Origin of the sequence: Alteromonas sp. S167 (assembly GCF_036864375.1) — a bacterium.
Classification (GTDB): Bacteria; Pseudomonadota; Gammaproteobacteria; order Enterobacterales; family Alteromonadaceae; genus Alteromonas.
The window spans coordinates 401,379-414,604 of the sequence record NZ_JAZETR010000001.1; the positions used below are offsets into that span (position 1 = coordinate 401,379).

11 protein-coding genes are annotated in these 13,226 nt (G+C 43.2%); 9 read left to right on the top strand and 2 right to left on the bottom strand.

From position 1 onward, the window contains the following. The first annotated feature begins 62 nt into the window (after window positions 1–62). The 3 genes from V7R35_RS01695 to V7R35_RS01705 all read left to right on the top strand — a co-directional run bounded on the left by V7R35_RS01695 (window position 63) and on the right by V7R35_RS01705 (window position 2,277). Window positions 63–650, top strand: coding sequence for an alanine acetyltransferase (locus V7R35_RS01695; RefSeq protein ID WP_334012893.1), 588 nt, complete (start codon window positions 63–65; stop codon window positions 648–650). A 6-nt stretch (window positions 651–656) separates the two neighbouring features. Further along, window positions 657–1,112 (top strand): ribosomal protein S18-alanine N-acetyltransferase, encoded by a 456-nt coding sequence (rimI, locus tag V7R35_RS01700; protein WP_334012894.1) that lies wholly within the window; start codon window positions 657–659, stop codon window positions 1,110–1,112. A gap of 241 nt (window positions 1,113–1,353) precedes the next feature. Continuing rightward, window positions 1,354–2,277: a DMT family transporter gene (locus V7R35_RS01705; protein ID WP_334012895.1), complete on the top strand. Its 924-nt coding sequence runs from the start codon at window positions 1,354–1,356 to the stop codon at window positions 2,275–2,277. 7 nt (window positions 2,278–2,284) lie between these two features. On the opposite strand, the gene V7R35_RS01710 is transcribed toward V7R35_RS01705, so the two are convergent. Then, the gene (locus tag V7R35_RS01710) at window positions 2,285–3,172 is read right to left on the bottom strand and encodes a LysR substrate-binding domain-containing protein (RefSeq protein ID WP_334012897.1); all 888 of its coding nucleotides are present in this window, start codon (window positions 3,170–3,172) and stop codon (window positions 2,285–2,287) included. 159 nt (window positions 3,173–3,331) lie between these two features. On the opposite strand from V7R35_RS01710, the gene V7R35_RS01715 reads away from it, so the two are divergent. Together V7R35_RS01715 and dkgB are read left to right on the top strand one after the other, a co-directional pair. Further along, on the top strand, window positions 3,332–4,510 hold the full coding sequence (locus V7R35_RS01715; RefSeq protein WP_334012898.1) for an MFS transporter: 1,179 nt from the start codon (window positions 3,332–3,334) through the stop codon (window positions 4,508–4,510). A gap of 148 nt (window positions 4,511–4,658) precedes the next feature. Beyond that, on the top strand, window positions 4,659–5,483 hold the full coding sequence (dkgB, locus tag V7R35_RS01720; RefSeq protein WP_334012900.1) for a 2,5-didehydrogluconate reductase DkgB: 825 nt from the start codon (window positions 4,659–4,661) through the stop codon (window positions 5,481–5,483). 44 nt (window positions 5,484–5,527) lie between these two features. Here dkgB and V7R35_RS01725 read toward each other — a convergent pair whose 3' ends face one another. Then, the gene (locus V7R35_RS01725; protein WP_334012902.1) at window positions 5,528–7,303 is read right to left on the bottom strand and encodes a diguanylate cyclase; all 1,776 of its coding nucleotides are present in this window, start codon (window positions 7,301–7,303) and stop codon (window positions 5,528–5,530) included. 371 nt (window positions 7,304–7,674) lie between these two features. Between V7R35_RS01725 and prfC the strand changes: the two genes are divergently transcribed. The 4 genes from prfC to V7R35_RS01745 all read left to right on the top strand — a co-directional run bounded on the left by prfC (window position 7,675) and on the right by V7R35_RS01745 (window position 13,130). Continuing rightward, on the top strand, window positions 7,675–9,264 hold the full coding sequence (prfC, locus tag V7R35_RS01730) for a peptide chain release factor 3 (RefSeq protein ID WP_334012904.1): 1,590 nt from the start codon (window positions 7,675–7,677) through the stop codon (window positions 9,262–9,264). Window positions 9,265–9,341: 77 nt separating this feature from the next. Continuing rightward, entirely contained in the window at window positions 9,342–11,072 is a 1,731-nt protein-coding gene (gene argS, locus V7R35_RS01735; protein WP_334012906.1) for an arginine--tRNA ligase, read from the top strand. Window positions 11,073–11,250: 178 nt separating this feature from the next. Then, window positions 11,251–11,823: an NADPH-dependent FMN reductase gene (locus V7R35_RS01740; RefSeq protein WP_334012908.1), complete on the top strand. Its 573-nt coding sequence runs from the start codon at window positions 11,251–11,253 to the stop codon at window positions 11,821–11,823. A 365-nt stretch (window positions 11,824–12,188) separates the two neighbouring features. Further along, the gene (locus tag V7R35_RS01745) at window positions 12,189–13,130 is read left to right on the top strand and encodes a hypothetical protein (RefSeq protein ID WP_334012909.1); all 942 of its coding nucleotides are present in this window, start codon (window positions 12,189–12,191) and stop codon (window positions 13,128–13,130) included. The last annotated feature ends 96 nt before the right edge of the window (window positions 13,131–13,226 follow it).

Consider the following 13,226-nt stretch of genomic DNA (forward strand, 5'->3'; position numbering starts at 1 on the left):
AGGTTTAATATTGTATGAACATCGCGTAAACTATGCCAAGTCAAAGTTATTCTGTGAGCACCATGTCGCTAACCTCGTACCAACAAGCTGTTCTTCAAGAAATGGGGATTACCGTTTGGGTAACCAAGAAAGCTTATGAAGAGCAAAAAAGCGATAACACAGTAGCGCAGGTAAATAACGGGGCGGCTTTAACACAAACATCCCAGGCTCAAGTTACAGAACGCCCACAGGCCAAACCGATTACCCAAGAAGAAAAGCAATCAAAGCTTGCGCAGTTACGCGCACAAATGGGTGGCGGAGCAAAATCAGAGACGAAGCCTGATAAGCCGGCAGTCAAAGCCTCAGTTTCAGCACCTTCAAATGCACAAGCACACAGCAGCTCTGCAAAGCCGAGAAACGTTCCTTTATCTCCCGAAGGCGTTCCTTTAAGTGCCGAGCAACGCGAACAAGCTGCATTATGGCTTAGTGATTTGCAGCTTGCTTGTGTGCAGCTTGGGTTGCCGTCTACATTGGTTGCTAGTGTGATGATAAGCACTGCGTTAAAGGTAGACGAACACGCAATCATTCTTCCTGCAGCCCCACTTTCTCTAGATAAGAAGCAAAAGCGAGCGCTTTGGCAGGCATTAATTAGCTTTTCGCAAACCCGATAATTACTAATGAACCTGCACCTCGTCACTTCTGACACATCGACTGCATGGATAATGCAAGCTTATGAAATTCATGTTGAAGCACAGTTTTCACCTTGGAAATTCACCACCTTCGAAGATTGTCTAACGCCTCCTTATTACTGTGTTTTTGCAGTAGAAGATGAGATTGTTGTGGGTTACGCCATTATGCTGGAAGTACTAGATGAAGCCACCCTTATGGACATTGCAGTTAAACAGGAATGCCGTGGCCGTGGAATAGGGGATATGTTGCTTAAGCACGTGCTGGCATTATCATTACACAACAGTATGGTAGAAGTGTGGTTAGAGGTGAGAGAGAGCAATGAAAGTGCTATTGCACTGTATGAGAAACACGGCTTTTATCACATCGAAATTCGCAAAAACTATTATCCGCTAGCAAACGGTAAGGAAAATGCTGTCATAATGAAGTGGGAAAAACCACTATAAACACTACCTTGCTTGCGCATTTTTTTATCTGTAATTAATTCTTTCCATACACTGTTTATTTATGTTGACCATGTGGTCAGCTTTCTCTGTTATTTTACCTCGCAATGGTTTCAATCCTCTTTGAATTAACTTATATTTGCGCCCGCAAAAAACCGTGCCCTGTTCTAGTATTCACAATACGGTTTTAGATTCTTCTTAATCGCGACAAAGTAACCTCGCGTTATCTTGGACAAGAAAATAAATGTCTACAGCATCGATAATGGAAAAACAGCAGTCTAAAGGCATAAAAATGCTTTTGGTTGCCGTATTGTGTTTAGGGTTAAACTGGCCTGGTATGAAAGTAGGGTTAGAAATAGTTGGCCCAGTGTGGATGGTGTGCTTGCGCTTTTTATTAAGCTTACCCGTCCTTGCTATTTTCGTGCTGTTCACAAAGAAAAGGCTGCCTATTTTAAACCGCAAAGATCGCGCAGTTGTGCTGGTGGTAGCTTTTTTTCAATTTATTTTATCAATGGGGTTAATTACGCTATCGCTGCAATACATTCCAGCCGGTACTGCAAGCATATTGATCTATACCACACCGCTTTGGATGTTACTTATCGACACGCTGTGGTACAGGCAAAAACCGCCTTCAAAAAGGCTGATATTAACGGGTATTTCTACCATTGGTTGTGCCATGATTTTGTTCGCTAGTGGTGAGCCTGGCGCTTGGTTACCCCTGTCCGGAATGTTACTTGCCTCTGCGTTATGGGCGCTTGCAATTAGAAGGGTGTCGTTTCACAAGTGGCAGGGCACGGTGATTGAAGCCGTATTTTGGCAGTTCACTGTTGCAGGCGCGGCGATGCTTGCCCTAGCGCTTGTATTTGAGCCCACACCAGATTTTGTAAACTATGCATGGCAAGACTGGCTGCTTTTAATGTACATCGGCCCTGTAGCTACAGGCTTAGGGTTTGGCTTAATGGTTGCTGCTGGCCCGAAACTTCCCCCTGATAAAATTGTACTTATAAGCACGCTTACGCCTATTGTGGGTTATGTAAGTTCAGTGATCATATTAAACGAAACACTACTGCCTATGGTGGTTGCTGGTGCAGTACTTATGATTGCTGCGTTGATTGTGAATGGCTTGCCGCCGAGCGCCTTGAAAAAGCTACTAGGCAAAGGGCAATAACCTAAGTTTAAAGTGTCAGCCTTGGTTGAATAAAATCAAGGAAAGCAGTGATACGTGACGAGACAGCACTATTTTTGTAGTAAACCGCTTGCACGGCTTCTCGTCGGTTTGGAGAGACAATATCGTCTTTGAAAATAGGGACCAGCGTACCGTTTTCGATATCGTGATGAATCATAAAATAAGACAACAAAGCGATTCCTTGGCCCGCTAAACACAAGTGCCTAATGGTTTCGCCACTTGATGCCTGCAAATGAAATGAAAGTTTAGGTTCTTGCTTTAACGGCCATTTATTAAGGCTTGCTGAGTCGCTAAACCCAATGAGTTTATGTCGGGGTAATGAACTCACGTCGCCATTTATAGGGTTATCTTTTAAGTATTCAGGGCTTGCAACAAGATAAAGCTTACTTCTACCTAAGTGGCGAGCGTGCAGGTTTGAGTCACCTAAATCACCTATGCGGATAGCAATATCCGTTTTGTGCTCCAGTAAATCGATAATACTGTCGTGGCTTGTGATATCTAAAGAGATATCTGGATACAGCTTATTGAAAGGTTTGACCAAAGGCGCAAGTTGATGAAGTACAAAAGGGCTTGCGGCATCTACACGAAGCTTTCCTGATGGAGCGTGTTTAAGCAGCTTTAGCGCTTCTTCACCTTTTTCTAGCGTGTTTAAGCTTTCTCGGGCGTAGCGTAAAAATAGAGCGCCTTCCTCAGTCAACTCTAGCCTTCGCGTTGTTCTGTTTAACAGCGTGACGTCTAATTGCGTTTCAAGTCGTGTTACAGCTCGGCTAACTTTGGCTACTTGCTGATTTAACAAGCTTGCAGCGCCCGAGAAGCTTCCCGTATCTACCACAGTAAGAAATGCCTCAAGATCTTCGGTTTTAGATTTCACTGCCATAATGCACACTCTTTTACGAAAACAACAAAAGTATTTTGTCATTAGTGCTATTTTTTGCAAATAAAAAACACCTCACACTGTACACACTTTTAAATAACAAAGAACAGAGCGCTTTTTATTACTGCTGCGCTTTGCCTTTTAACGATGTGAGGATTAACAATGCCTATTGCATTATTTGCACTAACGCTAAGTGCGTTTGCTATTGGTACTACAGAATTTGTAATTGTAGGGCTAGTGCCAACAATTGCCGCTGATTTAGGCGTTTCACTACCCAGTGCGGGTTTGTTAGTTAGCTTATACGCCGTTGGAGTTGCCGTAGGCGCACCAGTGTTAACCGCACTTACTGGAAAATGGAACAGAAAGCATGTTCTATTAAGTTTAATGGCGCTTTTTGTGGCGGGAAACCTACTGGCTTGGCAGGCTCCTAGTTACGAGAGTTTGATAGTGGCTAGAGTGTTAACGGGTCTTGCCCACGGCGTATTTTTCTCTATAGGCTCAACAATTGCTACCGGTTTGGTCGCAAAAGAAAAGGAAGCGAGTGCTATTGCCATTATGTTTACAGGCTTAACTGTAGCGCTTGTTACTGGTGTGCCGTTAGGCACCTGGATAGGGCAAAACTTTGGATGGAGAGCCACATTTTTAGTGGTTTCCGCGCTAGGTACTATTGCGCTGATTGGCAGCGCATTACTGGTGCCAAATAACTTAAAGCAAAGCAAGCCCGCTACGTTCAGTGAACAAATGAGAGTACTTGTTCAGCCTAGGCTTATACTAGTCTATCTTATGACCATATTAGGTTATGGCGGTACGTTTACGGCCTTTACCTATTTAGCGCCTATTTTGCAAGAGGAGGCCGGTTTTGCGCCCTCAGCTATAAGCCTAATTATGCTTGTTTATGGCGTTTCGGTTGCAGTAGGGAACATATACGGTGGGAAACTTGCGGATAAGAAAGGCCCAATTCGCGCACTTACCGTTATCTTTTCTGCACTTGCCATTATTCTGTTTGCACTAACGTTTACTATGGGAAGTAAGGTAGCTGCTGTGATCACGGTACTGCTATGGGGAGCCTTTGCTTTTGGTAACGTTCCCGGCCTTCAAGTATACGTTGTGCAATTGGCTGAGAAGTATACGCCCAATGCCGTAGACGTAGCTTCAGGTCTTAACATTGCCGCATTTAACATTGGCATTGCAGTGGGCTCTATCTTGGGAGGCGCAATTGTAGATGGTATGCAATTGTCTGATACAGCATGGATAGGTGCGCTTATCTCGGTCGCAGCGCTATTACTTACCCGTTTCAGTGGTTACCTAGACAAAAATGCTCCGCAAACGCTGAAGTCGTAAATTCCGCAAGACCAATTATGCTAGAAATCAATGCCCACTTGTTCAAGTTCAATAGCCTGTAGTTAGTGAAGATTAACGTTTTGGGGTTGAAACTGGTCTAAATGGGCCTATCAAACACTATAAAGTATTCAACTTAAAAGGAGACGTTATGCAAGTAGCACAGCAATCACCATGGAACATTCCTTCATTAGGCGTAGGTACATTTCGTCTAAAAGATGACGAAGCATACGACAGCGTAACAATGGCGCTAGACGTTGGCTTTAGGCACATTGATACAGCACAAATTTATGGTAACGAAGAGTCTGTAGGTCGTGCTATTAAAGACAGTAGCGTTGAGCGAGAGGATATTTTTGTTACTACTAAAGTGTGGAATGACAAGCTAAACAAGTCACAGTTTGTTGATAGCGTAAAAGAGAGCTTAAACAAGCTGCAGCTATCTTATGTCGACCTTTTGCTTATTCATTGGCCTTCACCTGAGAACGGCGAAAGCATGGAAGAGTATTTGGGTGAACTTCTGCGCGTGAAAGAAATGGGCCTTACCAAAGCAATTGGCGTTTCTAATTTCACTGTTGCTCAAATTGAACAGGCAGTAAGCATCTTGGGCGAAGGCCAAATTGCCACAAATCAGGTTGAGGTTCATCCTTATTTGATAAACGAGAAGGTACGTGAGGCCTGTGCAAAGCATGGTATAACGGTGACAGGCTATATGCCTTTTGCTGTAGGAAAGGTGCTAAAAGACGATACCATTATCGCTATAGCAGAAAAGCACAATGTAACAGCCGCTGAGGTGGTAGTTGCATGGGAGTTAGCACACGGCTTAATAACTATACCGTCCTCAACAAAGCGCAAGAATTTGGAAACTAACTTCAAGTCGTTATCACTTAAGCTAGACGCTGAAGACATTGCAAAAATAGACGCTCTTGACTGTGGAGACCGTCAAGCTACGCCTGACTTTGCCCCTGAATGGGACTAGTTGCACTGCGTATTAAATGCTTTTTGCAGGTAGTACGTTAATTGTTAACTATCTAGTATTACATTTCGCCCTCTATCCTTCGCGGCATAAAGGGCGTTATCTGCTCGCCTAAACGCATCAACGATATCATCAGAAGTTGTGCAGCTCGACCATCCTATGCTCACACCTACTTGTTGGTCTGGAAGCTCAGCGATTTCAAGCTCATTAATCGACTTGTGAATTGTAGAAAGTGTTTTTGCAAAGGACGCTTCCTCGTGGTTTCCTCGCTCTCGCTTTCTTTCTCTCTTTCTTTCTATTACTGCAAATTCCTCTCCGCCGTATCGTCCTGCAATTCGAGTATCGTTATTAAAGTCTTGGAGCACATGTGCAACCGCCTTAAGCACTATATCGCCCAAGTCATGTCCATATCTATCGTTAATGCTTTTAAAGTGATCAAGGTCGAGTAAAGCCACAAAAAGTACTATATCTTCTGTGCATTGCTGCGCATCATCTGAGTTAGCAGTGAATGATTCGTCTACGAAAAAGTCGATGCTTCGACGATTTGGAAGCCCCGTGAGTACGTCGCATGATGCTAATTTAGCGAGCGTTTTATTTGTTTTTTCCAGTTCAAGCGTTCGCTCTTTTACCAGAGCCTCTAACTTTTCGGCTTGTCGAGCTTTGTCTTGCGCAGCTACTTTTTGAGCATCTCTTTCTCGCTGAACCACTTTAACCATGTAGCTGGTAGTTAGTGAAACAATAAACAGGGAAGTAAGAACGATACCTGTCATAAAGGTAGCAATGGGATCAAGGTCGATGGATATCTGAAAAACAGCAATGGAGATTAGAATTAGCGTGCTCAGTGTGACTGGAAGCATCGCCGCGGCCAGCCATTTAGCTCGGTCCGAACCCTTTTTATGTTCCACGGTTATCACGATAGCTGCCATAACAATGAAGCCGAAAAACAGGAGTACAGGTAGTTTAAGTGCAAAGTCTAAGCTAACTGTTTGCCATGCTAGTAGGCCAATAAAAGGTAATGCTACACAAAACCATTTCGCCCATGTTGCGCCGAACACTTGGTGCCCATCTCTTGAAAGGCTAGCAAAAACTACCCAGAAAGAAGAGATTAAAACCGCATAAACGCTAACTGCATAGCTAATATCATTTAGCCATGGAGCTTGTGGCCATAACAGTTCAAAGGCGTATCCAAATACTCGAAAAAACCAGAATGTGGTTGCGAAAATGAATGTGGCGAAGCTCAGGAATACAATCTTCCGGCTAGCAAAAAAGCCTAAAAAGCAGAGCAGCGTTAGCAGCGACATTGCACCGAAAAATGTCATATCACGTTGAAGGGTATCAACATACATATTGGTAAAATATTCCGGTGAACCCACAACAAACGTGTAGCGCAGTATTTCACCCTTCATATACCCTTGAATCAGTTCTGTTTCTTTTGGTTGTAGCTGTAGAGGAAAATGATAATTCGAAACGTGAACTTCTCTTGATTTAAATGGGAAAGCGTCTCCTGTCTCCCATACCTCTCCATTGGCTTTAACGACCAAGGTTTTCATGGCCGGAAAGCCAACACTAAACCACACTGGAATTGTTTGGTTGAATTCATTATTTAGCGTGACGCGAAAGTGAAGATACTGGTTTGGCTGCCTATTCAGTATGGCGTCATCTTTCACCCACTTTAGGTTATCAGATGATATTGTGTCGCTTACGGCGAACTCCATATGTTCATCAAGCACCAGTGCACTGTTTTCATTATTGAATTTGGCAGATGCGAACGCTTCATGGAAATTAAGCAGTAAAACAATAAACAATAAGCAGCTTCTCTTCATGAAGTTCCTTTATAAACCAATAGAATAGCTACGTTTTTGACGCAGTATTCTTTGCTATAACCTTTGCGATCCATAGTAACACAATAGTTAAATTTAACTGTTACTGTCTAGTTTTTGACACCTAGATGTAGCAGGAACATTCTTCGGCATTATTTGTTTTATCAACGACAAAAAACACCCCAAAGTTTCTTGGCAATTCACTCTACTGTTACGTGCCGTAAAATGCTAAAATTCGCGCCAATAAATTCCATGATGTATCAAGCGTTTTATCGCAACGTTAAGTTTGCGCGGAAAAGCAGTGCTTATCCGCTTTGAAACGCATTAGCAAACACGTTGTTTGCAAAGATGATAGATAACGAAGATAAGTATTAATGTCAGATAAGAAGCTGTTAGAAGAGATTAAAAAGCGACGCACGTTCGCCATCATATCGCACCCCGATGCCGGTAAAACTACCATTACTGAAAAAGTATTATTGTTCGGACGCGCGCTACAAACTGCCGGTACTGTAAAAGGTAAAAAGTCAGGGCAGCATGCCAAGTCTGACTGGATGGAGATGGAAAAAGAGCGTGGTATCTCGGTGACAACATCTGTCATGCAGTTTCCGTACAGCGACCACTTGGTGAATCTTCTAGATACACCAGGGCACGAAGACTTTTCTGAAGATACTTATCGTACGCTTACCGCTGTTGACTCATGCCTGATGGTAATTGATGCAGCAAAAGGTGTAGAGGACAGAACACGTAAACTGATGGAAGTTACGCGTCTTCGCGATACACCTATCGTAACCTTTATGAACAAGCTCGACCGCGATATTCGCGATCCTATGGAACTGTTGGATGAAGTAGAAACAGAGCTTGATATTTTATGCGCGCCAATTACCTGGCCAATTGGTTGCGGTAAAAGCTTCAAAGGCGTTTATCACCTGCATCGCGACGAAACTATTTTGTATCAAACCGGTCAAGGTCACACAATTCAAGACGTGCGTATTATCAAGGGGCTAGATAACCCAGAGCTTGATACTGCGGTAGGTAGCGACCTTGTTGAAACACTGCGTGATGAATTAGAACTTGTACGCGGTGCGTCTAATGAATTTGAGCAAGAGCTTTTCTTAGAAGGTCAATTAACGCCAGTATTTTTCGGTACAGCATTAGGTAACTTTGGTGTAGACCATATGCTTGATGGCCTTGTTGAGTGGGCGCCTGCACCACTTGGTCGTGAAACTGAAGAAGGCACTATAGAGAGTACTGACGGTAAGTTCAGCGGCTTTGTATTTAAGATTCAAGCGAATATGGATCCTAAACACCGCGACCGCATTGCATTTTGCCGAATTGTGTCGGGTAAGTATGAAAAGGGCATGAAAATGCGCAACAGTCGCTTGGGCAAAGACGTGCGTATTTCAGATGCACTAACATTCCTTGCTGGCGATCGCGCACTGCTAGAAGAAGCTTATGCTGGTGACATTATAGGCTTGCATAATCACGGTACCATCCGTATTGGTGATACGTTCACATCGGGTGACAATTACCGTTTTACCGGCATTCCTAACTTCGCACCTGAGCTATTTAAGCGAATTCGCTTAAAAGATCCGCTAAAGCAAAAGCAGCTGCTTAAAGGGCTTATTCAGCTTTCAGAAGAAGGTGCGGTTCAGGTTTTCCGTCCTCTTGCAAACAACGACCTTATTGTGGGCGCGGTAGGTGTTCTGCAGTTTGATGTGGTTGTTGCGCGTCTTAAAGCGGAATACAACGTAGATGCCTTATACGAGCACGTTAACGTAGCAACGGCGCGTTGGGTTTACAGTGGCGACGAAAAAAAGCTGGACGAATTCCGACGCAAGGGCGAGCAAAACCTTGCCTTAGATGGTGGTGATAACCTTACGTACATCGCACCGACCATGGTGAATTTACAGCTTGCTCAAGAGCGCTACCCTGATATTCAGTTTACCAACACGCGCGAAAACTAAGCTGATTTGGATAAGCTCATTTAAACGCAAGCTAGCAAAAGCACAGCCAGTAAAAATTTAAAAAGACAAAACACATTATGAATATACATGCACTATTAGTTAACCGTTTCACTGACGCTCTTAAAGAGATGGGCGTAGATAATGCGCCAGTGCCGGTTGCGCGCAGCGCTCGACCTGAATTTGGCGAGTATCAGTTTAACGGTGCTATGGCATTAGCAAAGCAGCTAAAGCAAAAGCCACGTGATATTGCAGAAAAAATTGTTGAAACCGTAAAGCTTGAAGACGTTGCAAGCAAACTTGAAGTCGCTGGCCCTGGTTTTATTAACGTGCACTTAAATAACGATTGGTTAGCTAACCAATGCGAAGCGTCGCTTGCCGACTCGCGTCTAGGCATCACAAAGTCAGAGCAGCAAAACATTGTTGTAGACTACTCATCGCCAAACTTAGCGAAAGAAATGCACGTAGGTCACCTTCGAACCACCATTATAGGTGATGCCGTAGTTAAGGTACTTGAGTTTTTAGGTCACAATGTAATTCGCCAAAACCATATGGGTGACTGGGGAACGCAGTTTGGTATGCTTTTGGCGCACCTTTCTGACAAGCTGCAAGACGAAGTGGCGGAAACAGCGCTTTCTGATCTTGAAGACTTCTATCGTGAAGCAAAAGTGCGTTTTGATGAAGAAGACGGCTTTGCTGATCGTGCACGTGAATACGTAGTGAAGCTTCAAGGTGGCGACGCCCAGTGCCTAGCGCTTTGGGAAAAGTTCATCGATGTGTCTATTGCACACTCTGAAGAAGTATATGACAAGCTAAACGTAAGCCTTACTCGCAAAGACATTATGGGTGAGTCGGCTTATAACGACGATTTAGCCAATGTAATTAGTGACCTGAAAGCACAAGGTATCGCGGTAGAAGACCAAGGTGCTCAGGTAGTGTTTATTCCTGAGCTTGCTGATAAAGAAGGCAATCCTGCGGTGTACATTGTGCAGAAGTCAGGCGGCGGTTATCTTTATGCCACTACCGACCTTGCGGCGATGCGCTATCGCAGTGGCAAACTAAACGCAGATCGCACCCTTATTCTTACCGATGCTCGCCAGGCACTACATTTCAAGCAAACTGAAATTGTGGGTCGTAAAGCGGGCTTTATGAAAGCGTCGCAAAGCTATGAACACTGCCCATTTGGTATGATGCTTGGTAATGATGGTAAGCCATTCAAAACTCGTACGGGCGGCACGGTAAAACTTGTTGAATTGCTTGATGAAGCCGTTGAGCGCGCAGGTAAGCTTATTGCTGAGCGAGACAGCGACTTAACGGAAGCTGAACTTGAAGAAGTAGCGCGTAAAGTAGGTATTGGTGCGGTGAAATATGCCGATTTATCTAAAAACCGCACTACCGACTACATGTTTAACTGGGACTCGATGCTAAGCTTTGAAGGCAACACAGCACCGTACCTTCAATATGCCTATACTCGCGTGAAAAGCTTATTTAGAAAAGCAGGTGTTGATATGGCAGCATTGCCAGCAAGTATCAACATTGCTGAAAAACAAGAGCACGCATTGGCGGTATTGCTTCTTCAATTTGAAGAGGTTATTGGTCTAGTTTCTCGTGAAGCAACGCCTCATGTGCTGTGTACTTACCTATATGATGTCGCTTCTGCGTTTATGACATTCTACGAAGCATGCCCAATGCTGAAAGACGGCATTGAGCCGCAGGTTCGCGACAGTCGCTTGGCATTGTCAGCGTTAGTTGCCAAAACCCTTGAACAGGGATTAACCCTTCTGGGTATTGAAACACTGGAAAAAATGTAGCGTTCGCGGTACAACTGAAATAATAATTTTGAAAAGGCTGGCAATTATTGTCAGCCTTTTTTTATGTTCTTACGTTAGAAGTATTGAAGATAAGTAGTCTGAAGTTTGAATTGCCGCGGAACAGGTAGTTAAACTTAACTTATCGGTTATTAAAAAATATCAACGACAGGAAACTCAAATGACTAAGATCCTTGCTTTTGCAGGCAGTACTCGAAAAGGTTCGTTCAACCAAGCCATCATGAAAGTTGCCGCCGAAGGTGCCCGTGAAGCTGGCGCTGAAGTTACAGTCATCGATTTGGCAGACTATCAAATGCCAATATTTAACGAAGATGAAGAGGCGCAATATGGCACACCTGAAAAAGCGCAAGCGTTTAAAGAGTTACTAATGAGCCACGATGGTTTTCTAATTGCGTCTCCAGAGTACAATTCAAGCTATCCAGCACTGCTTAAAAATGCCATTGATTGGGCGTCGCGCATGGGTGAAGGTGAAAAACCACTGCAGGCATACCGCGGAAAGGTGGCGGGTATTATGGCGGCATCTGCTGGTGGTTTAGGTGGAATGCGCGTTCTAGTCGTGCTTCGTATGCTGCTTGAGAACTTAGGCACTATGGTGGTACCAAATCAAAAAGCGATAGCGAAAGTCGACTCGCTAATGAATGATAGTGGTGAAATTTCAGATGAAAAAACCATTAAACAGCTTAAAAACTTAGGTAAGGAAACCGCAGAACTTGCCAAGAAAGTGGCTGGCTAGCCCTTTAGGTCAAAAGCTTTATACGTTTTTCTATAGTATTGGATATGGTAAGGATATCGAAAACTTACCATATCTACACCTCCCTCATCTTACATGCATCGTGTCGTTTCTCTTTTTTTCTTAGAAAAACGATAGTTAAAAACCAGAGTTTCAAAACATCTTATTGCTTGCCATTATTTGTCAGCCTAGAAAAAGCGCTACTTTAAGTAACAATGAAATAAAAGCTGCCAAATATGATTAAAGGGTAAAGAGACGTTTAATTATTGTTTTAAGGTATTTCAAAATGTAAAAGTTTGAGGGGCATAGTTTTTTGGACTAGAATTTCGAAAAGGGGATTAAGTAAGAGAGTTTCTCAAAGCCCAACCATGAAAAAGTCTATGTGGCGCAATCTATCTTTAAGTTTCTTTCTTACGCCTTTTATATTTGTAAGCGCTAAAAGTGATGCTGCTTCATCAGAAGATACTCTGAAAGTATTTGATACTCACGTCGAGCATGTAAGAACACTCCCAGGTAGCCAATTTGACTATGACTCTCACGACTATTACACCTCACTGCTAAGGCTTGCACTTTCAAAGACTGAAAGTGAATACGGTAAAGCCAAATTAACTTTCACTAAAGAACGTCTTGTACAAAGCCGTATTATGAAAGAGTTAGAGGGCAAAGGCGGTATTGATGTTTTTTGGACTGTAACGTCAAAGGAACGAGAAACCACCGCAATTCCTGTTAGAGTGCCGTTGTTAAACGGTATTATGGGTTTACGGGTTTCCCTTGTACTTGAAGAAAACCTGAGTAATTTCACAGTCCTCAACAAAGGTAATTCGCTTACTGAAATGGTGGCAGGGCAGGGGCATGACTGGCCTGACTACGAGATTCTTCACTCAAATGGTTTTTTAGTATTAGGCACAAGTACTTACGACCTCCTTGTTGAACTGCTTAAAAAAGAGCGTATAGATTACTTTCCTAGAGCATTAAATGAAGCCATTGTTGAGCAAAAAGCGCTTAAAAATAAGGGCATTGTAATAGAGCCCAATTATGTACTCTATTATCCTTCCTACATTTTCTTCTTCGTGTCTAAGGCGAAGCCTGAACTTGCTAGTCGCATAGAGAAAGGTTTAAAAATTGCCGTTGAAGATGGAAGTTTTTTGAAACTCTTTAAGAGTTATGTTGATACAGAACATCTTAATAACGAACTGGATTTGGCCAATAGAACCATGCTTAGATTGCAAAATCCATTACTCTCAGAAGAAACTACAGCGCTTTCTACATCTTTTGATGCAATGCGCTATTTGTTGAGTGCCTATAAGTAGCGGTACTACTTTAGTGTCGCTCTATATCTTTCAAATTGACATTACATCACTGCACACTCAATGTAGTGCTCTAGTGCCTGATTAATCTTCTTGGCT